This window comes from Thiorhodovibrio frisius, assembly GCF_033954835.1.
GTDB classification, from domain to species: domain Bacteria; phylum Pseudomonadota; class Gammaproteobacteria; order Chromatiales; family Chromatiaceae; genus Thiorhodovibrio; species Thiorhodovibrio frisius.
Window position 1 is genome coordinate 2,930,334 of the sequence record NZ_CP121471.1, and the last position, 20,176, is coordinate 2,950,509.

A 20,176-nucleotide genomic window follows, 5' to 3' on the forward strand; every position below is an offset into this window, starting at 1 on the left:
AGATGGAGTTGCGATTAAGGGAATCGCGCGGCAGCGCCTGAATTTGCCCCGAGAAGTTGACTGCCGGGGTGCGGTTTCACAGAAATACACTTCGCTAGCCGACTGCGGCCATTTTGACTAAATGCGGACAGGCCGCGCCGCTGGCCTGCATCTCTGGCCAGCCGCAGGTGTGGCGGGCAACCAAAGCCGCCAGCATGTCGAGATGCTCGGGTGCATCGTTGAGGCAGGGAATGTAGTAGTAGCTCTCCCCGCCGGCTTCAATGAAATAGCGGCGATTTTCGACGGCGATTTCTTCCAGGGTTTCCAGGCAGTCAGCAGAGAAACCGGGGGCAATAACATGCACGCTCTTAATTCCGTCGCTGCCCCAGAGTTTGAGCGTTTCATCGGTATAGGGTTGCAGCCATTCGTCGCGCCCGACGCGGGACTGGAAGGAGACCAGCCAGCGATCTTCGTCCAGCTCAAGCTGGTCGGCAACCATGCGCGCGGTTTTGTGGCAATGGCAGTGGTAGGGGTCGCCGGCGGTAAAGTAGCGCTTCGGGATACCGTGAAAGGAGAACAGCAGACGCTCGGGCTCGCCTTTCTCGGCCCAGGCGCGGCGGACACTGCTCGCAAGGGCGTCAATGTAGGCCAGCTCGTCGTGATAGTGATTGACGAAGCGTATTTCCGGTAGCCAGCGCCAGGTGCTGAGCTCCTCGGTGACGGCGTCGAAACTGGATGCCGTGGTGGTGCCAGAGTACTGGGGGTAAAGCGGCAGGACCAGCAGGCGGCGCACCGCGTCGGCCTTGAGCAGCTCGAGTGCCTGTTTGACTGACGGATTGCCATAGCGCATGCCAAGTTCGACACGCACCTTTGAGCCGATGCGCTGGCTGAGGCGTTCCTGCAGACCGGTGGCCTGGCGCTGGGCAATGTCGAGTAGCGGCGAGCCGCGATCAGTCCACACGGCCTGGTAAGCGCGCGCGGAACGCGCCGGGCGCACCCGCAGGATGACACCGTGCAAAATGAACCACCACAGCGGGCGTGGGACTTCGACCACCCGCGGGTCGTTGAGGAACTCGGCTAAGTAGCGGCGCACAGCGTTGGGTGTGGGTGCATCCGGGGTGCCGAGATTGAGCATCAGCACGCCCAGCTTTTCTGGCATATCATGCTGAAAATCTACGATATTTTTGTATTTCATGCGGCATCCTCGGGGTCAATTTCATCCTTGAGATAATCATACAGAGTGCGAAAGCGCAGCGGATCGAGCTGCCCGAAAACCGGATCGGCCGCACTCGGTGCCTGCTGCTCGAGCCGCGACCAGTCGTCCGCGCTTAGCATGGTGCGTGCAACGGGAAACACCCGAGCTTCTTCATCGGCGATGTGAGAGCGCATTAGTGCAATCAACGCTTGCCCCTGCCCAGCCACCGCATCACGTGACAGCACTTCCCCGTGGACAATGCCCTCGAGTGCGTCACGAAAAGCTCGGCTCGTGTCCTCGAGCTGCCGATGCTGGTCGCTCAACTCGGTGATGGCCAGAGCCAGCGCCGATGGATCCATCTCAGGTCCCGATGCTGTCGCGCCCAGCCCCTGTCGCAGGGCAGTGAAGATCAGCTCCTCGCTCGGATGGTGAACCTGGTCCGCATAGTCCACGACATATTCCAACATCTCGCACATCAACTCATAGTCCGGCTCATCGCCGCCTTGAAAACGCGCAACCAGCGCGTCAAGCAGCGCCATGATGCGCGCGAAGCGGCGATGATCCCGCGTTAACCGATTCATCAGGGCACTCATCGGGTTCTCCCGTCGCTTGCAACTAGGTTGTCACCAGTTGGCCGATCCGCCACAACCTGGCGATTCATCGACCGCATCAGGTCTGCCAGCGCGCGGGCAGATGCGGGCGCAGCTGGCGCCATAACCAGCCGACTTGCGGCGGACGCCCCAGGGTCGTGCTCAGAACGTCAATATCGACCTGATTCCACCGCATGCGCGTGCGTGCCGAGGCACTGCCGCAAAATAGCAGTCGGTCGCCGGGCTGGATAAGGGTACCATGAGGGTCGGGCAACAAGTCGAGCCGAGTGCCACGCTGATGCAGCAGCGCAATGGCGGACAAACTGGCATCAACCGCGCGCGGGTCTTTCAGCAGATCGACCAGATGCGGCTTGAGCCCGAGATCGGCCGCATCCATCAAGGCCGGCGAATCATCGCCGTCAATGCCAAATTCCCAAACCTCGGGCGCCTGTTCCTGAATCATCGCGGCCACCCGGCTGACCAGGGCGCAGGCCCATTCCTCGTTCTGGTCTCGTGCGAGGTCAAAAAACCTGGCGAGCAGCGGTGATCTGAGCAGGGTGCGAATGCGATTGGCGACAATCAGGCTGGGGTGCATGCGGATGTCCGCGTCCACGGCGGCAAAGAGGTCCTCGTTGACCATGTGATTTTCGCGCACCACCACGAACAGCTCCGGATTCAGCACCCGCGCGGTCATGATAATGGACAAATTGTTGGCATCGTTATCGGTGCCGGCAATCAAGCCAACCGCCTCGCGGATACCGGCCTGCTCCAGGGTTTCAGCCTCGGTGCCACGGCCGTGAATCCAGGCGGTCGACGGCGTGCCGGTGTGCTCGGGGCTCTGTTCGATGACCATGAGTTCGGTGCCGCCCGGGCTCAACTCACGATAGACCGCCTTGCCGAAGCGACCAAAACCGCACAGAATCCAGCGTCCTTCGCTCGGTGGCTTGCGCGGCTCGCCGAGCTGCGCTCCGCGCAGGGCACCGAGCCAGTCATTAAGCACCGTGTGACAATGCGCGGTCAGGGCGACGCGCAGATAGAGCGCGAAGATCTCAAAGGGATTGAGTACATAGTCGGTGTCAAACGACAGCATGTTCGCCGAGATGTCGTGCGAATCCGAACGACCGATAATGGTCACCTCCGGATGCAGCAACTTCGCTGCCAGCGCCACCTTAAGGTTGACCTCGTTAGAGGAGGTCAGAGCGAGCACCGCCTGGCACATTGGGTGGCGCAGACCACCACTCAGCAGCACATCCGGGCATTGCGCATCGGCCTGCAGGGAGGGAACGAATTCGCGCAGCTTCTCGAGTTGCAGACCGTTAAGGCGTTCGCGATCAATGTCAATGACGACGGCACGGCGACGCTCGCTAGTCAGTGCCCGCACCAGGTCGCGACCGGTCTGGCCATAGCCAACGATCAGAAAAAAGGGCGTAGTAATGCGCTTAACACTCGCCGCGAAGCGTCTTTCCGCTAGCGCGCGCTGAAGACTCTCGTCTTGCAGCAGCGCAATCAGCGAGCCGACCGAGTAGATCCACACGGTCACCGTTAAATAGATACAGAACACCGTCCAAAGCCGCTGCGCATCGCTGAACTCGCGCGGCAATTCGCCAAAGCCAATGGTGGTGGCCATGTAGCTGACAAAATAAAAGGCATGAAAGAAACCCAGATACCAGACAGTACCGTCGGCATCCCGCCCTGGGATCAGGACCAGCCCGAACACCGCAACACTGTAGACCGTCACCAAGGCCAGCAGCGGTTTGCGCATGCGCCGCAGAATGAGGAAATAGATGTTATCCATGGGGGCGTGGACACAGGGCGGCGAGCATTCAGGCCGCGATTGGAAAGGCGGTTCGCCGCTTGCCTCAGCGCCTCAGCATCACGGTTTCGGCAATCAAAAGCACCACAGAGATGATATTAGCCACCATAGCGCCTCCGGCAAGTGAGACGATGCTGGCCATGACGCTGGCTGTCATGCCGGATTCCCACACATGGGCTGCCAGAATCCAGATAATGGCCGCACCCACCAGTTGCAGCATCGCGACCAGGCCGGTAGCCAGCAGCATGGCATCGACTTGACTGCGATCCCCAATCTTCATGATCAAGGCCACGGCATTGACGATGAACAGGATGACGAATTCGCGCAGGTGATGGTGATCGGGATTATCGATCTCGCCGACGAAGAAGCCGAAATTCAGCGTCAACGCCAGAAAAATGAAAAACCCGAAGACGACTTTTTCCAGATTCATGCCAAGCTGGCCCCTTCGATGATGGACAATGCAACGCGCGCCGGCTCAGGCTCAGGCCGCGTGCTCCGCTTCTTCGCGCCCCGGTTGCGCCCATTGCAGCACCAGATTGAGCATGCGCATGGTCGCGCCAATGGCGGCAAACACCTGATTGGCATGCACGCCGCGGGTTTTGAATTCGCGTCCCTTCCCTGCCCCGCCGGTCTCCGACCAGCTGATCGTGCACTCGGTCAGGGCATCGGTACGCCCGCCCTTGGGGATGCGGACCTCGTAGTCCGCCAGGGTCGGCAAAGTCAGGCCAAGCCGCTTGACGATGCGCGCCAGGGCGTTATTGAAGGCATCGAAGCCGCCATTGCCGCTGCCAGCTGCGGTCAGAAGCTCCCCATCGATGCACAGCTTGATGCTGGCAGTGGATTCAAGCCCCAGGCTGCTGGACACATTGCAGGCTAGAAGCTCTGCATGATCATAGTCCTTACTCTCGAGCACCTCGGCGATGATAAAGGGTAAATCATCGGCGGTGATCGTTTTCTTAGAATCCCCCAGCTCAACGATTCGTTTAAGCACCTTGCGCTGATTGTCTTTGGACAAACGAATGTCGAGACGTTCAAGATTCTTGATCAGCGACGCCTTGCCGCTCAGCTTGCCCAGAGCATAGGTACGCCGGCGGCTGAAACGCTCCGGCGAGAGCTTGGTGTGATAGAGCCGGCCCTTGCTGTCGCCATCGGCATGGATACCGGCAGTTTGGGTAAAGACATCGCCACCAATGATGGGTGCATTATCCGCCACCCGCTTGCCGGAAAAATACTGCACCAGCTCGCTTGCGCGCACCAGATGGGTTTCGTCGATGCCAAGTTCGATGTCGAGTTGGTCGCGCAGATTCACCACCACCTCGGCCAGGGAGGCATTGCCAGCGCGCTCACCCAAGCAGTTGACAGTGCAGTGAACGGCCGCCGCACCAGCCCGCGCTGCGGCGAGCACATTGGCGGTCGCTAGGCCGTAGTCGTTATGGGGGTGAAAATCAAACCGACAGCCGGGAAAGCGCTCGATCATGTCGCGCATGGCGGCATGGACCCGCTCCGGTGTCATGACCCCCAGGGTGTCTGGCAGCATGACATGGCCGATGGCAGCGTCCTGCAACAACCCCATTAGCTCAAACACATAACCCGGATTATCCGCATAGCCGTTCGACCAGTCCTCTAGGTACAGATTGACATCAAGCCCTTGTCCAGCGGCAATCTGCACGGTCTCGCGCACATCGGCGGCATGTTCGGTCAGGGATTTTCCGAGCTGGGTATGGCAATGTTTCTCGCTACCCTTAGCCAGCAGGTTGATCACCGAGCCACCGGCGGCGCGAATCCAGTCGACGCTCTTGCCATGATCGACAAAGCCCAGCACCTCGATGCGCCGGTCCAGTCCGAGTTCGCGCGCCCAGTCGATCATGGCCGCCACCGCGCTCTGCTCGCCCTCCGACACGCGCGCCGAAGCCACCTCGATGCGATCCACCCGCACCTGCTCCAGCAACACCTTGGCGATGTTGGTCTTCTCATCGCGCGAGAACGACACCCCCTGGGTTTGCTCGCCATCGCGCAGCGTGGTGTCGAGAATTTGCAGATGCCTGGTGTTCGCGGTCATGTTGTCAGGGCGAGTGGCCTGTGTGAGTAAGGGTCGTTACGGGGCAGGATGCCAGCCCTGTCTCAGGGAGCGTCCAGAGTGGTTTTCAGCCGCTCGCGCACCGCAGAAGTGTCGGCGGCAAGCTCCTCGCAGCGACTGGGCTTATCGAGCAGACCTTGCAAGCAGAGCGGCGGCGGCGCGTCCACACCGACAGCTTCGCGCACCGCCTGGTTGAATTTGGCCGGATGCGCGGTGGCCAAGCACACTGCATCTGGCCAAGGTGCGGCTGCACGCACCCCAACGGCCGTGTGCGGACACAGAAGATAACCGGTGCCACTATAGGTCGCGCGCATCTGCTCGAGCGTATCGACATCGCTCACCGCACTGGCAACAAAGTCCTCGGCCGCGCGCTGATGCTCCGTGCGGCTAAACTCAATGCGACCGTCGCGCTGCATGGCAGTGACCCGGGCGCTGACCGCAGCGGCATCCTCATCAAGCAGGTAGTAGAGATAGCGCTCGAAGTTTGAGGCGACCTGAATATCCATTGCCGGGCTCAAGGTGTGGTGCACCGAGGTGAGAGAATAGAGCCCGTGATGCACGAAGCGCGTTAAAATATCATTGCGGTTAGTGGCCAGAATCAAACGCTCGATCGGCAGCCCCATGCGCCGAGCCAGATAGCCGGCGAACACATCGCCAAAATTGCCAGTGGGTACCGAGAAGCTGATTTTTTGCTTCAAATTCCCGCCGCTGAGCCGGCCCCAAGCGTAAAAATAGTAGACCGTCTGCGCCAGAATACGCGCCCAGTTAATCGAATTGACCGCCCCCAGACGATAGCGTGTCTTAAAAGCAAGATCGCTAAAGAGCGCCTTGACGATGCGCTGTGCGTCATCAAAAGTGCCACGCAACGCCAGATTATGGACATTGTCATCGAGCACCGTGGTCATCTGGCGCTCCTGCACCGGCGACACCCGTCCCTTGGGATGCAGGATGAAGATCTGAATGCGCTCCTTGCCGCGCACCCCGGCAATGGCCGCAGAGCCGGTATCGCCCGAGGTCGCGCCGATAATATTCAGCCGCTCGCCACTGCGGGCGAGAAAGTGCTCAAACAGATTGCCAAGAAATTGCAACGCGACATCCTTGAATGCCGCCGTAGGCCCGTGAAACAGCTCCAGAATGCGCCGCTCCCCGGCCTGCGCCAGCGGGGTGATGTCCGGATGCTGAAAACTGGCATAGGAGCGATAGACCAGGTCCTGCAACTCGGCTGCCGATAAATCCTCGCCAACAAAAGGCCGCATGACCTCACAGGCCAGATCCTGAAAACTCAGGCGCGACCAGGCTTGGAGCTGCTCAGCGCTGATCTTGGGCAGGGACTCTGGCACCAGTAGCCCGCCATCGGTTGCCAGCCCCATCATCACCGCCTCGGCAAAACCGACCGGCTCCACACCGCCTCTGGTGCTTAGATACTTCATAACACTCCCAAACATTTAGCGCCCCCAAGGCACCGCACCGGCCAGCTCCAGCAGGACGCGCGCCGGCCAACTCAGGGGCTTTGCTTCAGCGGTGCAAATTAAGCCAAAGTGCGAGCTAGGGCAACCACGAGATGACCCAACCGGCGACTGCGCAAGCAATTACCCACCAAAGTCCGCACCATCAACCACGCACCATTTATAAAGCGCGGCATTGACAGGGAGTATGCACAGACCAGAGAATGCCCCACCGTCAGCGCGTCCGGGCAGGACCCGCTGGCGATAAAAAGCCCAATAAATCCTGTGGGGGTGTCTGCCCGATCGAAATCGTCCGTTGATCTGTTCTGCCATTGTCATGATCCTTACCTGCGGGATCAAACCCACAACGGCAAAGCTCCGTGCCTGGCCTCCAGGTGGCCGCGTTTTCGATCCTCTCGCCCCCGCTTCACACAAGCCTCACTCATGAGGGAGGAACATCAAGGTGACACCCGAAAATCGCGCTGCTTATTGGAAGGCAAATCTAGGTTTGCTCGCAATCCTACTGACGATCTGGTTTATCGTCTCCTACGGATTCGGCATTCTACTCGCACCAATGCTTAACAGCTTCAGCCTCGGCGGATATCCGCTCGGATTTTGGTTTGCCCAGCAGGGCTCAATTTATGTGTTCATGGTATTGATCTTTGTCTATGCCTATCGCATGAATACGCTCGATAAACAATTTGGTGTGGACGAAGAATAAGGGGAAGCATCCATGGATAATCTCTCGATCTGGACCTATTCGGTCGTTGGCGCGACCTTCGCGCTCTACATCGGCATTGCCATCTGGGCGCGTGCGTCGAGCACCGCCGAGTTCTACGTTGCCGGCAAAGGCATTCATCCCGTCGCCAATGGCATGGCCACGGCAGCCGACTGGATGTCAGCGGCGTCTTTTATCTCTATGGCCGGCCTGATCGCCTTCAACGGCTATGGCGCATCGGTATTCCTGATGGGCTGGACTGGCGGCTATGTGCTGCTCGCCCTGCTACTTGCACCCTATCTGCGCAAGTTTGGCAAGTTCACGGTCCCCGAGTTCATCGGCGACCGTTATTACTCGCAGGCGGCGCGCATCGTGGCGGTCATCTGTCTGATTCTGGCCTCAGTAACCTATGTTATCGGGCAGATGAAAGGCATCGGTGTCGCCTTCTCGCGCTTCCTCGAGACCAGCTATGACGTGGGCCTGTACATCGGCATGGGCATCGTTTTTGTCTATGCGGTACTTGGCGGCATGAAGGGCATCACCTACACGCAGATCGCACAGTACTGCGTACTGATCCTGGCCTACACCATTCCGGCAATTTTCATCTCGCTCAATCTCACCGGCAACCCGCTACCGCAGCTGGGACTGGGTAGTGGTTATGTTGAAAACGGCGTAGCCTCCGGCATGAGCCTGCTCGATAAGCTCGATCAGGTCATTATGGAACTCGGCTTTCAGGAGTACACCACACAGAAAATGGGCGGCACGCTTAATATGTTCGCCTACACCCTGTCGCTGATGATCGGCACCGCCGGCCTGCCGCACGTCATTATCCGCTTTTTCACCGTACCCAAGGTCAAGGACGCCCGTTTCTCCGCCGGCTGGGCGCTGGTCTTCATCGCCATCCTCTACACCACTGCTCCGGCAGTCGGCGCCATGGCGCGTCTGAACCTGATGAATACCATTCAGATTGGTCCGGTTGGCACAGAAACCGGTAACCTGAAATATGAAGACCGTCCAGAGTGGTTCAAGAAGTGGGAAACCACCGGTCTGCTGCAGTTTGAGGACAAGAACGGCGACGGTCGCATTCAGTACTACAACGATAAGAACGAGGACTTCGCCGCCAAAGCCGAGGGCTTCGGCTGGGCAGGCAACGAAATGGTCAAGGTGGACCGCGACATCATGGTGCTGGCCAATCCGGAAATTGCCAATCTGCCCAACTGGGTGATCGCGCTGGTGGTCGCCGGTGGTCTAGCCGCTGCACTCTCCACTGCCGCCGGTCTGCTGCTGGCCATTTCCTCTGCCATCTCCCATGACTTGCTCAAGGGCATCTTCAAGCCAGACATCTCAGAGAAGGCCGAACTCAACGCCAGCCGTGTCGCCATGGCCGGCGCCATCGTGGTGGCGGGTCTGCTGGGATTGCATCCACCGGGATTTGCGGCCGGAACCGTGGCCATCGCCTTTGGACTGGCTGCCTCGTCGATCTTCCCGGCACTGATGCTCGGCATTTTCGACAAGCGCATGAACAACACAGGCGCCATCTGGGGCATGGCCTCGGGCATCACTGTGACCATGCTCTATGTGTTCCAGCATAAGGGGATTCTCTTCATCCCCGGCACGGAATTCATGATGGGCATGGACCCCAACTGGTTCTTCGGCATCTCGCCGAACGCCTTCGGAGCTGTGGGCGCGATCATCAACTTCGCTGTAGCTCTGATCGTCTCTCGCCTGACGGTGGCGCCACCAGAGAACATCCAGGCCCTGGTCGAGGATGTCCGCGTGCCACGCGGCGCAGGTGCGGCTCCGCACATCAGCGCGGCGCTGGATCACTGATGTCTGTTCTCTCCTGTTGAGAACGCAAGCCCCGCCCTCGTGCGGGGCTTTTTTTTTGCCTCCTGACAGCCAACAACGCACAAAAGCGCCGCTCCCACTGGACGCGAGCCGCGTGGCGACGCATCATGAAGGCTCTAAACCGCAGCGCTTCGCCGCAGCCCGATCTGCGGCGCCACCCCGGAACAACCTCAGAGCACCCAATGGACATCGAGCTGATCGAAATCCGCGATTTTCTCGCCAGTCATCCGCCCTTCGACGGTCTGCCGGAGGAGGCACTAAACGCCCTGCCTAAACAGCTGACGGTGCGCTATTTGCGCCGCGGCTCCATCTTCCCGCCCGAGGATGAAAGTGCTCCCGCGCTCTATATTCTGCGCCGTGGCGCCATTGAGCTACGCGACCGCGCGGGCGACCTGATCAGCAAGCTGGCCGAGGGCGACACCGCCCCCAGCGCCTGCGAGGATAGGCGCATCCAGCGCCAGTTCACCGGCACCGCTGCGGAAGATTCGCTGATCTACCTGCTGCCCTGCGAGCTACTGGGCCAACTGCGTGCCGAGCACCCGGACTTTGCCGCCCATTTCGAGCAGTCGGTCTCCGAGCGCCTGCGCCAGGCCATTGATCTGGTCAAGGACAGCGGCACCAGCGCCAGCGCCAGCCTGATGACAGTGCGAGTGCGAGATCTGCTCGGCAAAAACCTCATCAGCGCGCCGCCCGGGATCAGTATCGAGCAGGCCGCACGCGTGATGAGCGAAGCACGCTGCTCCTCGCTGATCATCATGGAAGACAAACAGCTGCGCGGACTGCTGACGGTGCGCGACCTGCGCGACCGCTGTCTGGCGGCAGGTCTGTCGCCGCAGCGCCCGGTGAGTGAAATCATGACCCGCACCCTGCACACCACCACTGTGGAGACGCCCGGGTTTCAGGTGCTGATCACCATGTCGCGCCTGAATGTGCATCACCTGCCGGTGCTGCGCGAGGGCGAGGTGGTCGGTGTGATTTCCACCTCCGACCTGGTGCGCTTTCAGAGCGCCAATTCCGTTTATCTGGTCGGAGACATCCGCAAGGCTGAGGATCTCGGCACCCTGATCGCCATTGCGCGCAAGATCCCCGAGTTGCAAATTCATCTGGTTGCGTCCGGCGCCACTGCCGATCAGGTCGGCCAGGCCATCACCGCCGTGACTGACGCCATTAGCCTGCGTCTGCTAGAACTGGCCGAACAGGCACTCGGGGCACCTCCCTTCCCTTACTGCTGGATGGTCGGTGGCTCCCAGGCGCGACGCGAACAGTCCGCGCACTCAGACCAGGACAATGCCCTGCTGCTGGCCCAGGCGCCAACGCCGGAGCAGGACGCCTATTTTAAAGCGCTGGCCACCCAGGTGACCGATGGGCTTAATGCCTGCGGCTTCGTCCACTGCCCAGGTGATGTCATGGCTTCCAACTCCAAATGGCGCCAGCCTCTGAATGTTTGGCATGGCTATTTCACCGACTGGATCGAACGCCCCCAGCCCCAGGCGCTGCTCAATGCCAGCGTGTTCTTTGACCTGCGTGCCCTGCATGATCCCGAGCATCTGTTCCCGGCCCTGCAACGCGAGATACTGCACAAAACCAGCGAGAATCGGATTTTTATTGCCCACATGGCAGCCAATGCCATCAAGCACCGCCCGCCACTGGGGTTCTTTCGCAACTTCGTGCTGATTCGCGGCGGCGATCACGACCACACCTTCGATCTCAAACTGCGCGGTACAGTGCCCATTATCGACATGGCCCGGGTGCATGCCCTGTCCGCCGGCATTCCCGAGGTCAATAGCCTGGAGCGCCTGCGGATGGTCGCCGGCAGTGCCGCGCTGAGCCGCGACGGCGGGGCCAATCTGATCGACGCGCTGGAGTTCATCGGCACCCTGCGCGTGCGCCATCAGGCTGGGCAGTTGCGCGCCGGAGAAGAGGCCAATAATTTCCTCTCGCCCGATAGTCTCTCGCCGCTCGAGCGCGGTCACATGAAGGAAGCCTTCGCGCTCATTGCCTCGCTGCAAGAAACCCTGGGCCAGCGCTATCAGGCCGGACGCTTTGCCTGAGGCTCATGATTCCGGCCACCCCGGAAAATGAATCCATCCCAACGCGGCAAGAAACCTTGTCCCAACACAGCCGTCTGAGATTCGCATGAACAACGATGTCCTGCTCGAAGCCCGCCGGCGCTGGACTATTCACAACCTGCCCTTTGGCGCGCTGCGCGACCATTATGCCCAGCTGCTACCGCGCGCCAGTCGCGACTATCGCGACACCGACTATCTGGCGCTCGATTTTGAAACCACCGGGCTCTACCCGGTAAAGGATCAGATTCTGAGCTTCGGCTGGGTACCTATTGACGGCAATCGCATCCGGCTCGCCGGTGCCCAACACCGGCTGGTGCGGATCGATCAGGCCATCTCGGCGGACAGCGCCGTGATTCACCAGATTACCGACGATCAGACCGCCACCGGCGAGCCGCTGAAAGATGTGCTGTCCGATTGCCTGCGCGCGCTCGGCGGACGGGTACTGGTGGCCCATCACGCACGCATCGAGCGAGGGTTTCTTGGCGCCGCCTGCCGCCAGGTGTTTGGGCAGGAGCCGCTGCTGCGGGTGATCGACACCCAGGCCCTGGCGCGCCGCAGCCTGGAGCGCCGCCAGCAGGCATACCGCGCCGAAGATGTACGCCTGCACGCATTGGCCGCGCATTACAATCTGCCCCAAATGGCGGCTCACAATGCGCTCAGCGATGCGCTCAACACAGCGCAGGTGTTCCTTGCCCAGAGTGCCTATCTCGACACCGGAAAACCCCTGCTGCTGCGCGATTTACTCACCTGACAGCCACAACAATCTCGCTTGGAGCCCCGACCATGCGCCCGTCCCTGCCCATCGCGTTCTGTTTTGTCGCCACCCAAGTCCTGGCCACCCAGGCGGCTTTCGCCCAATCTGATCGCGATATCCTGTTTCAACTCTCCACTATTGATGCCCTGCTGGCTGGCGTTTATCAGCCGCTCGCCACCCTGGACGAGGTACTCGAGCACGGCGATTTCGGCCTTGGCACCTTTGCCGGCCTCGACGGGGAACTTGTACTCATTGACGGGGAGGTCTATAAGGCCGCAGCTGACGGGACAGTCAGGCGCATGCCGGGCGACACGGCCACACCCTTTATCAGCCTGACCTGGTTCGATGCCGATGAACGGCTACAACCGCCACCCGATCAGGATTACGCCGCCTTCAAAACCTGGTTGGAAGAGCGACTGCCTAGCCCGAACCTCACCTACGCGGTGCGGGTGGATGGCCAGTTCGCCAAAGTCCGCTACCGCAGCGTCCCCGCGCAGAAACCACCCTATCGGCCGCTGAAGGAAGTCGCCAAGGAACAGACCTACTTCGACAGCGAGAACATCGCCGGCACCCTGATTGGCTTCTGGTGCCCGAGCTACGTCAAAGGGTTGAATGTGCCGAGCTTCCACCTGCATTTCCTGTCCGATGACCGCAAATCCGCCGGACATCTGCTCGACTTCACCCTGACCGAGGGCGAGGTAACGCTCGACCCGACCACCGGCTGGACCCTAGAACTCCCGATGGACAAAGCCTTTCTTCGCGCCAATCTCGGGGCGGATCGCGCCAAGGCGCTGCACGCTGTCGAGCAGGGCGAACAATGATCGCCGCCCTCGGTAGAGGCCGAAGAGTGAGAAAATTGGAGCGGGGAGAGAAATCGAGAGGGGAAAATAGGGCCCGCGTGAAAATCTTTCGACTGGCCGACCCTCTGCACTGGCGCACCCGCTAGGATTCGGTGTCAACAGGCTCCGTCGAATTCGCCGGCGCGTCCTGTGGTTGCTCAACCTGATTGACGCGCACCAGAGCAACTGTGATGTTATCCACGCCGCCGCGTTTGCAGGCAAGTTTTATCAGGGTGTCAGCCGCTGTCTCTAGGGAGCTTGCGGCGACTAAGACATTCTGTAGTTCCTCGGTGGGCACCATGCCTGTCAGTCCGTCGGAGCACAACAAATAGAGATCGCCCTCGACCAGCTCGGTGGTATCCGTGGTCGCCTTGATGTGCGCAGCCGAGCCTAGGGCACGGGTCAGCACATTGTCGGTGATGCCATATTCGCGGGCATCCGCCAGCGTCGGGAAAAAGCCCTGATCGACCACTTCCTGAATAAAGGAGTGATCGCGTGTGAGCTGCTTTAGCTCGCCGTCGCGCAGCCGGTACAGGCGCGAATCACCGACATGGCCGTAAACCATCCAGCCTTGGCCAAAAAAGCCCATGACGACTGTGGTGCCCATACCGGAGCACTCGGGTTGCTCTTTGGCATGGCGAATAATGGCGACATTGGCCTCATCGACCGCAGCCTCGGTCAGCAGTTGTGCGATGCGAGGCTCTGAGCGGCTAGGTGCCCGCGCAATAAAGCGCTCACCGATCAAGTCAACCGCCATGCGGCTTGCGACCTCTCCCGCGCTGGCCCCACCAACGCCATCAGCAACAATGGCCAGGTAATTCTCGGGGTGCACCGCGACAGAGTCCTCGTTGCCCTTGCGCACCATGCCGAGATGCGTGCGGCTAGCGAACTCCAATGCCGGCTTTTGTTCAGCCACTGCGAACCACCTCTTTCACCTGACCCGCGCAGACCCCGGCAACCCGGAGTATGAATCTGCTGTTTTCACGATAACTCTCATAGCTGGGGCAACCATAGTCGGGGCAACGCGGAGAATGACTCTGCTGTTCTCACAGAGCAACCACAGACGAAAAAATCATCCGCACCTACTTGGAGGTGGCATCGAGCAATTTGGCCAGACGGTCTGGCTCTACATAACCAGGAATCATATCGCCCGATTCCAGCACAATCGCTGGCGTTCCTTGGATGCCCAGCATTTCTCCGAGCGCCATATGCTCCTTGACCGGATTTTTGCATGTCGCCGACGCCACTTGCTCGCCGTTCTTGGCGGCAGTCATCGCGGCTTTCTGGTTATCGGCACACCAGACGGAAACGGCCTTGTCGTAGGATGGGCTGCCCGCACCGCTGCGTGGGAAGAACAGATAGCGGACGGTGATTCCCGCCTGATTATAACCATCGATCTGGTGGTGCAGCTTGCGGCAGTAACCGCAGTCGATATCGGTAAAGACAGTGATTTCATGCTTGGGATTATCGGCGGCAAAAATGATGGCTTCGTCATCCCCAACGCCTGCCATGGTGCGCTGACGTGCCTCGGCCTGGGCCGCTTCGACGATATTCTCGCGAGTCTGCAAGTCAACAATGGCGCCGTCGATCAGGTAGCGACCGTCGGCAGTCACAAACATCACCTGCGGGCCTATGTCCACCTGGTAGAGCCCGTCGATGACTGATGGTTTGACCGTCGTTGGCTTGTCCTCTGGCAGTACCTTGGCCAGCGCGGCACGGATGGTAGCGGCATCGTCCGCTTGCACCGGGCCAGCCAGGGCCAAGCCCAGGGCGACCAAGGGCAAAAGCAAGGCAGCCTTCAGCAATGAAACTCCAGGGTTCTGGAAATGGCTGGGAAGATAGCCGTTGGAATGGCTGAGATACTGGAAATCGCCCTGGGGATTGATGGATACCATCATGCAAAAAACCTCGCTAACAATGTCTAATCGCGAAAATTGGTGAACTGAAGCGGCAGCTTCCAGTCGGTATTGCGCAACTCGGCGATGGCGTCTTGAAGATCATCGCGTTTTTTGCCGCTGATTCGCACCTGATCGCCCTGAATCTGCGCCTGCACCTTGAGCTTGCTGGCCTTGAGCGCTTTGACCATGCGCTTGGCGGTGTCCGAGTCAACGCCCTGCTTGATGCCAACGCGCTGGCGGGCTGCATTCAGGGTGGTGACGGGTTCGTCGATCTCAAGCGCGGCGAGATCGACTGAGCGTTTGACAAGCTTCTGGCGCAAAATGTCCATCATTTGCCCCAGTTGGAATTCCTGCTCGGCGTGCAGCTCAATGGCACCATCCTGCAGCTCAAAACGCGCTTCAACGCCTTTGAAATCAAACCGCGTTGCAATCTCGCGCGCGGCTTGATCGACAGCATTGCGGACTTCCTGCAGGTCGGCCTCCGCGACCACATCAAACGACGGCATTGCACCTCCACCAGAATATTCAGCAGCCTGATTAAGCCGAAAGGCTACCATAGTTTCGCGCAGTGGCGAGAGTGTTTGCGCCACAGCGGGCACGCACAATTGCTCAGGCGCGCGGATGGTGCCGGGCGTGCATTTCCTGCAAGCGCGCGTTGGCAACATGGGTATAGATCTGGGTGGTAGAAAGATCGCTGTGACCAAGCAGCATCTGCACCACACGCAGATCGGCACCATGGTTGAGCAAATGCGTGGCGAAAGCATGCCGCAGGCTGTGGGGAGAAAGCTCCACCACAATCCCGGCCTCGAGTGCATAACGTTTGATCAGCTGCCAGAAGGCCTGACGGGTCATACAGCAGCCGCGGCTGGTCGGAAACACCTGGCCGCACTGGCGCGCCCCCAGCAGCTCGGCCCGCGGCCCGCGCGCAAAGTCCGTCAGCCAGGACAGAGCTTCCTCGCCCAGAGGCACCAGCCGCTCCTTGCTGCCCTTGCCCATCACCCGCACCACGCCCTGATTCAGGCTGACTGAATTCCATTCAAGGGTTACCAGTTCCGTCACCCGCAAGCCGGTGGCATAAAGCACCTCAAGCATGGTGCGATCCCGATGCCCGCGCGCGAGTTCGGTATCAGGTGCCTGGAGCAGAGCTTCGACATCGGCCTCGCTCAGACTGCGCGGCAGCGGGCGCCCGAGTTTGGGTGCATCAATGCGCGTGCTCGGGTCTTTGTCAACCAGCCCCTGGCGCAACAGATAACCGTAGAACTGACGCAGACAGGACAGCACCCGCGCCGAGGAGCGCGGCTTGAGCCCCTTGCCCGCCAGCGCCCCGAGATAATCCATCAAGTCGATACGATCCGCCGCAGCCGGCTCCCGACCTTGGGCAGCTTCGAGCCACTCGCAGTAGGCACGCAAATCGGACTGATAGGCCGAGAGGGTATTGGCACTCAGGCCCCGCTCCATCCAGAGCGCATCGGCGAAAGCTTCCACCATGGCCGCAGTTGCGTCTTTCATGCACCAAACTCCGTCAAATCCACGTTCTCATGCCGCAGCAGCCAGACCTTGATGCACATGGATGCGCCATCGGTCTGTCCAGCAAAACCACCGAGACCGCGCTGCGCCACAACCCGATGACAGGGCACCAGAATCGGGCAGGGATTGGCGCGACAGGCGTTACCCACCGCGCGCGCGCTGCTGCCGAGTTCCGCCGCCAAATCACCATAGCGTTTGACCGCCCCACTTGGAATCCGCCGCAGTGCCTGCCACACGCGCTGCTGAAACGCCGTGCCCACAAGTTGCAAGACAATGCTGAAGTCGTGAGTTGCATCGCGAAAATAGGCATGAAACTCTTGCTCAAGCCAGGCTGGCGCGGCCAAGGTGGGGCGGTGCGCGCAAGCCTTGTGCATCGGCAGGCGCACACAGCGAACCGCACGCCGCTGCCAATGCACGCTGAGCGCACCGAGCGGTGTGTCGATCATGGAGCATTCGCAGTCATTCAGCATCTGGCGCTCAACCCGGGACCGAACATCAGCTTGAGATCGGTATAATGCGGCCATTCTCCCCCCACGCATTCATCAGAGGTCACCCGGTTTGAACGACGCCCACCCGCCCTTTTGGGAAAGCATCCCGCTCGCGGCCATGACGCGGGAACAATGGGAATCCCTGTGCGACGGTTGCGCGAAATGCTGCCTGAACAAGTTTGAGGACGAGGATACCGGGGACATTCATTACAGCAATGTGGCCTGTTTTCTGCTCGATCATCATAGCGGCCATTGTCAGGACTATCCCAATCGTTCCACTCGGGTGCCAGACTGCGTGACCCTGACGCTCCAGACACTGGAAAATCCCGGCTGGCTGCCGCAAACCTGCGCTTACCGCTTGCTTGCCGAGGGGCAACCCCTGCCCAAGTGGCACCCTTTGCTGAGCGGTGAGGCAGACTCCGTCATAGAAAGCGGCCATTCGGTCCTCGGACGTATTGTCTGCGAGACCCAAGCCGACGACCCCCTGCTCCATCTGATCGACTGGGTCCGCTGACCCTTACCCGACCTGCTTTGCTCATGACCACAGCCACTATCGTGCTTGCCTCCAGTTCCCGCTACCGGCGCGCCTTGCTGGACAAACTCGGGTTAGACCGGTTGGGCCTGGAGTGCCGCACCGATGCCCCGGACATCGACGAGCAAGCACTCCCCGGCGAGGCCCCCGCCACTCTGGTCGAGCGTCTCGCCCTGGCCAAGGCGCGAGCCGTGGCGCCCCGCCACCCGAATGCGCTCATCATCGGCTCCGACCAGGTCGCCAGCATTGATGGTCAAATGCTTGGCAAACCCGGTGGGCACCAGGCGGCCATCGCGCAGCTAGAGCGCCTGGCCGGGCGTCAGGTTTGTTTTCTGACCGGACTCTGTCTACTCAATTCCGCAACCGGCCGATCGCAAAGCTGCTGCGAGTCTTTCTGGGTGAGCTTCCGGCACCTGTCGCAAAAGCAGATCGCCGCCTATGTCGAGCGCGAACGCCCTTACGACTGCGCCGGGGCCTTCAAGTCCGAGGGGCTTGGCATCGCGCTCTCCTCGCGCCTAGAGGGCGCGGACCCCAACAGCCTGATCGGCCTGCCGCTGATTCGCCTGATCGCGATGCTGGAAGCGGAGGGAATTGAGGTGCTCGGACCCTGACGCCATCAGCGCAAGGAGACGGTGCCCTCGGCGCCGATCAGCTGCGCCCAGGTCGAGGCGATGGACGCGCCCAGTTGCTCGGTTAACTTTTCGAGCAGATCCCGCTTGCGGCTGTAGGCGACAATCTCCTCGGCGCCAATCAGATCGCGCGCCACGGAACTGCTGCTGCCCAAACCATCGGCCAGGCCAAGCTCGACACTCTCGGCGCCGGTCCAGAACAGCCCAGTGAATAGCTCGTCGTTCTCAGCCAAGCGATCCCCACGGCCTTCTTTGACCGCGTCAATAAATTGCTGGTGCAGGCCATCGAGCATTCGCTGAACAAACACCTCGTCGAAGGTGTCCAGCGGCGAGAAAGGATCAAGAATCCCCTTGTGATCACCCGCGACCAGCAGCCGGCGTTCGATGCCCAGTTCTTCCATCGCGCGCGAAAAGCCGAAGCTGCCGATGCGCACGCCGATGGAGCCGACCAGGCTGGCCTTGTCGACATAAATCTCATCCGCTGCCACGGCGATGTAGTAGGCCCCGGAGGCACAGGCATCCACGGCCACGGCATAGACGGGTTTGTCAGGATATTTTGCCTTGAGCCGGCGAATTTCGTCGTTCACATAGCCTGACTGCACCGGACTGCCGCCGGGGCTGTTAATGCGCAGGATCACGCCCTTGGCATGCTCCGCCTTGAACGCCTTGCGCAACGCGGTGATGATTTTATCCGCGCTGGCATCGCTGTCAGCCGAGATCACCCCATCGATTTCAACCAGCGCGGTATGCTCTTTACCCGCCCCAACCGACTCACTCAGATTCTCGGAATAGACCACCGCCAGCAACACCAACACGTAGGCTAGGGCGGCAAGTTTAAAAAACAGCCCCCAGCGACGCCCACGGCGCTGATCGCGCAGGAACTCGACCGCCATGCTGTTGATCAGCGCGCGCTCCCAGTTGGGATCATCGGGATCGGGCAGTTTGCTGGGGGGCAGTTGGCGGAAGGGCCATGGCTTCATCTGTGTGTCTCCGGTGTCGAATGGCGGTCAGTCAAGTCAGCCGCGTGTGGCGAGCCAGGCGGGTAGTTCAGCGATGGCGTGAATCAGGCCAAGCGGCTCGCAGGCGAGCAGGCGGTCAGCGTCATGCACGCCGTAGCTGACGGCGAGCGACGGCATGCCGGCATTCTTCGCCATCAGCAGGTCAAATTCGGTATCGCCGATCATCAGGGCTGCGTCCGCGCGGATGCCAAGCTCATCGAGCAATTCAAAAAGCATCTGCGGATTGGGCTTGGAAAGCGTCTCATCGGCACAGCGAGTGGCGTGAAAATAAGGCGCGAGCCCAGATTGCGCCAGTGCCCGATCAAGACCGCGACGGCTCTTGCCGGTAGCGACTGCAATCAGCCGCCCTTGTTGGTGCAAGGCACGCACCACCTCGTCAGCCCGGTCAAACAGCGGCGTCGGCGTCGGATCATCGCCAAGAAAGCGATTGCGATAGCCATCCATTAGCCGGGTGATGACTTCAGGCCTCTCCTGCGGACAGAGCGCCAGCATGGCCTCCTCCAGCCCCAGCCCGATCTGGGCGCGCATCTGCTCGGGCGGCGGCGGGCTCAGCGCTTGCTCAACAAAGGCGGCGGTCATGCAGTTGACGATGCGCGCGGCCGAGTCCATCAAGGTGCCGTCCCAGTCGAAAATAATCAGTGCGGGTTGCATGCTGTTGGAGGGCAATTGGCAATCTGCGGTTAGCGGTGTTTCGGTGATTTCTGTCATCAGTATCCCGATGCTCAAGGTGTCGGGGCGAATGGAATCGCCCATTCG

20 protein-coding genes are annotated in these 20,176 nt (G+C 60.5%); 7 read left to right on the forward strand and 13 right to left on the reverse strand.

All coding sequences use genetic code 11. The annotated features are described in order from the left end of the window. Positions 1–94 precede the first annotated feature (94 nt). From hemH to thrC, 6 genes are all read right to left on the reverse strand, one after another. Positions 95–1,174 carry a ferrochelatase gene (hemH, locus tag Thiofri_RS13500; RefSeq protein WP_009147220.1) on the reverse strand — a complete coding sequence of 360 codons (1,080 nt, stop codon included), beginning with the start codon at positions 1,172–1,174 and terminating at the stop codon, positions 95–97. Further along, on the reverse strand, positions 1,171–1,755 hold the full coding sequence (locus Thiofri_RS13505) for a hemerythrin domain-containing protein (RefSeq protein WP_190275766.1): 585 nt from the start codon (positions 1,753–1,755) through the stop codon (positions 1,171–1,173). Before Thiofri_RS13505 ends, hemH begins: the two co-directional genes overlap by 4 nt. Positions 1,756–1,843: 88 nt before the next feature. Continuing rightward, positions 1,844–3,559, reverse strand: a complete 1,716-nt coding sequence (locus tag Thiofri_RS13510) for a potassium channel family protein (protein WP_009147218.1) — start codon at positions 3,557–3,559, stop codon at positions 1,844–1,846. A gap of 64 nt (positions 3,560–3,623) precedes the next feature. After that, positions 3,624–4,007 carry a DUF6394 family protein gene (locus tag Thiofri_RS13515; protein WP_009147217.1) on the reverse strand — a complete coding sequence of 128 codons (384 nt, stop codon included), beginning with the start codon at positions 4,005–4,007 and terminating at the stop codon, positions 3,624–3,626. Positions 4,008–4,058: 51 nt separating this feature from the next. Further along, positions 4,059–5,636: an alpha-isopropylmalate synthase regulatory domain-containing protein gene (locus Thiofri_RS13520; protein WP_009147216.1), complete on the reverse strand. Its 1,578-nt coding sequence runs from the start codon at positions 5,634–5,636 to the stop codon at positions 4,059–4,061. A 62-nt stretch (positions 5,637–5,698) separates the two neighbouring features. Beyond that, entirely contained in the window at positions 5,699–7,084 is a 1,386-nt protein-coding gene (thrC, locus tag Thiofri_RS13525; protein WP_009147215.1) for a threonine synthase, read from the reverse strand. Positions 7,085–7,562: 478 nt separating this feature from the next. On the opposite strand from thrC, the gene Thiofri_RS13530 reads away from it, so the two are divergent. The 5 genes from Thiofri_RS13530 (at position 7,563) to budA (ending at position 13,309) form a co-directional block, all read left to right on the forward strand. Continuing rightward, positions 7,563–7,820: a DUF4212 domain-containing protein gene (locus Thiofri_RS13530; protein WP_009147214.1), complete on the forward strand. Its 258-nt coding sequence runs from the start codon at positions 7,563–7,565 to the stop codon at positions 7,818–7,820. A gap of 12 nt (positions 7,821–7,832) precedes the next feature. Beyond that, positions 7,833–9,647 (forward strand): sodium:solute symporter family protein, encoded by a 1,815-nt coding sequence (locus Thiofri_RS13535; RefSeq protein WP_009147213.1) that lies wholly within the window; start codon positions 7,833–7,835, stop codon positions 9,645–9,647. Positions 9,648–9,847: 200 nt separating this feature from the next. Next, complete coding sequence (locus Thiofri_RS13540; RefSeq protein WP_009147212.1) at positions 9,848–11,716, forward strand: DUF294 nucleotidyltransferase-like domain-containing protein; 1,869 nt, start codon at positions 9,848–9,850, stop codon at positions 11,714–11,716. Positions 11,717–11,801: 85 nt separating this feature from the next. Further along, positions 11,802–12,485, forward strand: coding sequence for an exonuclease domain-containing protein (locus Thiofri_RS13545; RefSeq protein WP_009147211.1), 684 nt, complete (start codon positions 11,802–11,804; stop codon positions 12,483–12,485). Between the two features lie 32 nt (positions 12,486–12,517). Next, positions 12,518–13,309: an acetolactate decarboxylase gene (gene budA, locus Thiofri_RS13550; RefSeq protein ID WP_009147210.1), complete on the forward strand. Its 792-nt coding sequence runs from the start codon at positions 12,518–12,520 to the stop codon at positions 13,307–13,309. A 121-nt stretch (positions 13,310–13,430) separates the two neighbouring features. On the opposite strand, the gene Thiofri_RS13555 is transcribed toward budA, so the two are convergent. From Thiofri_RS13555 to Thiofri_RS13575, 5 genes are all read right to left on the reverse strand, one after another. After that, positions 13,431–14,243, reverse strand: coding sequence for a PP2C family protein-serine/threonine phosphatase (locus Thiofri_RS13555; RefSeq protein WP_009147209.1), 813 nt, complete (start codon positions 14,241–14,243; stop codon positions 13,431–13,433). 166 nt (positions 14,244–14,409) lie between these two features. After that, on the reverse strand, positions 14,410–15,225 hold the full coding sequence (locus tag Thiofri_RS13560; RefSeq protein WP_009147208.1) for a DsbC family protein: 816 nt from the start codon (positions 15,223–15,225) through the stop codon (positions 14,410–14,412). Positions 15,226–15,248: 23 nt separating this feature from the next. Beyond that, entirely contained in the window at positions 15,249–15,731 is a 483-nt protein-coding gene (locus tag Thiofri_RS13565; protein WP_009147207.1) for a YajQ family cyclic di-GMP-binding protein, read from the reverse strand. A gap of 103 nt (positions 15,732–15,834) precedes the next feature. Beyond that, complete coding sequence (gene xerD / locus Thiofri_RS13570) at positions 15,835–16,734, reverse strand: site-specific tyrosine recombinase XerD (RefSeq protein WP_009147206.1); 900 nt, start codon at positions 16,732–16,734, stop codon at positions 15,835–15,837. Then, complete coding sequence (locus Thiofri_RS13575) at positions 16,731–17,198, reverse strand: methylated-DNA--[protein]-cysteine S-methyltransferase (RefSeq protein WP_051023793.1); 468 nt, start codon at positions 17,196–17,198, stop codon at positions 16,731–16,733. Before Thiofri_RS13575 ends, xerD begins: the two co-directional genes overlap by 4 nt. Positions 17,199–17,310: 112 nt before the next feature. On the opposite strand from Thiofri_RS13575, the gene Thiofri_RS13580 reads away from it, so the two are divergent. Continuing rightward, positions 17,311–17,754, forward strand: a complete 444-nt coding sequence (locus tag Thiofri_RS13580; RefSeq protein WP_009147204.1) for a YcgN family cysteine cluster protein — start codon at positions 17,311–17,313, stop codon at positions 17,752–17,754. Positions 17,755–17,777: 23 nt separating this feature from the next. Next, on the forward strand, positions 17,778–18,383 hold the full coding sequence (locus Thiofri_RS13585; RefSeq protein ID WP_009147203.1) for a Maf family protein: 606 nt from the start codon (positions 17,778–17,780) through the stop codon (positions 18,381–18,383). Between the two features lie 5 nt (positions 18,384–18,388). Here the strand turns inward: Thiofri_RS13585 and Thiofri_RS13590 are convergent, their stop codons facing one another. Further along, positions 18,389–19,381, reverse strand: a complete 993-nt coding sequence (locus Thiofri_RS13590; RefSeq protein ID WP_009147202.1) for a S49 family peptidase — start codon at positions 19,379–19,381, stop codon at positions 18,389–18,391. A gap of 36 nt (positions 19,382–19,417) precedes the next feature. Then, positions 19,418–20,173, reverse strand: coding sequence for an HAD family hydrolase (locus tag Thiofri_RS13595; protein ID WP_009147201.1), 756 nt, complete (start codon positions 20,171–20,173; stop codon positions 19,418–19,420). Between the last annotated feature and the right edge of the window lie 3 nt (positions 20,174–20,176).

What these genes read in the sequence shown, in the direction of transcription:
- thrC (WP_009147215.1), bottom strand. Translation starts at nt 7,084, where the DNA reads ATGAAGTATCTAAGCACCAGAGGCGGTGTGGAGCCGGTCGGTTTTGCC.
- Thiofri_RS13520 (WP_009147216.1), bottom strand. Translation starts at nt 5,636, where the DNA reads ATGACCGCGAACACCAGGCATCTGCAAATTCTCGACACCACGCTGCGC.
- Thiofri_RS13575 (WP_051023793.1), bottom strand. Translation starts at nt 17,198, where the DNA reads ATGATCGACACACCGCTCGGTGCGCTCAGCGTGCATTGGCAGCGGCGT.
- Thiofri_RS13565 (WP_009147207.1), bottom strand. Translation starts at nt 15,731, where the DNA reads ATGCCGTCGTTTGATGTGGTCGCGGAGGCCGACCTGCAGGAAGTCCGC.
- Thiofri_RS13595 (WP_009147201.1), bottom strand. Translation starts at nt 20,173, where the DNA reads ATGGGCGATTCCATTCGCCCCGACACCTTGAGCATCGGGATACTGATG.
- Thiofri_RS13560 (WP_009147208.1), bottom strand. Translation starts at nt 15,225, where the DNA reads ATGATGGTATCCATCAATCCCCAGGGCGATTTCCAGTATCTCAGCCAT.
- Thiofri_RS13535 (WP_009147213.1), top strand. Translation starts at nt 7,833, where the DNA reads ATGGATAATCTCTCGATCTGGACCTATTCGGTCGTTGGCGCGACCTTC.
- Thiofri_RS13515 (WP_009147217.1), bottom strand. Translation starts at nt 4,007, where the DNA reads ATGAATCTGGAAAAAGTCGTCTTCGGGTTTTTCATTTTTCTGGCGTTG.
- hemH (WP_009147220.1), bottom strand. Translation starts at nt 1,174, where the DNA reads ATGAAATACAAAAATATCGTAGATTTTCAGCATGATATGCCAGAAAAG.
- Thiofri_RS13510 (WP_009147218.1), bottom strand. Translation starts at nt 3,559, where the DNA reads ATGGATAACATCTATTTCCTCATTCTGCGGCGCATGCGCAAACCGCTG.
- budA (WP_009147210.1), top strand. Translation starts at nt 12,518, where the DNA reads ATGCGCCCGTCCCTGCCCATCGCGTTCTGTTTTGTCGCCACCCAAGTC.
- Thiofri_RS13585 (WP_009147203.1), top strand. Translation starts at nt 17,778, where the DNA reads ATGACCACAGCCACTATCGTGCTTGCCTCCAGTTCCCGCTACCGGCGC.
- Thiofri_RS13540 (WP_009147212.1), top strand. Translation starts at nt 9,848, where the DNA reads ATGGACATCGAGCTGATCGAAATCCGCGATTTTCTCGCCAGTCATCCG.
- Thiofri_RS13590 (WP_009147202.1), bottom strand. Translation starts at nt 19,381, where the DNA reads ATGAAGCCATGGCCCTTCCGCCAACTGCCCCCCAGCAAACTGCCCGAT.
- Thiofri_RS13505 (WP_190275766.1), bottom strand. Translation starts at nt 1,755, where the DNA reads ATGAATCGGTTAACGCGGGATCATCGCCGCTTCGCGCGCATCATGGCG.
- Thiofri_RS13545 (WP_009147211.1), top strand. Translation starts at nt 11,802, where the DNA reads ATGAACAACGATGTCCTGCTCGAAGCCCGCCGGCGCTGGACTATTCAC.
- xerD (WP_009147206.1), bottom strand. Translation starts at nt 16,734, where the DNA reads ATGAAAGACGCAACTGCGGCCATGGTGGAAGCTTTCGCCGATGCGCTC.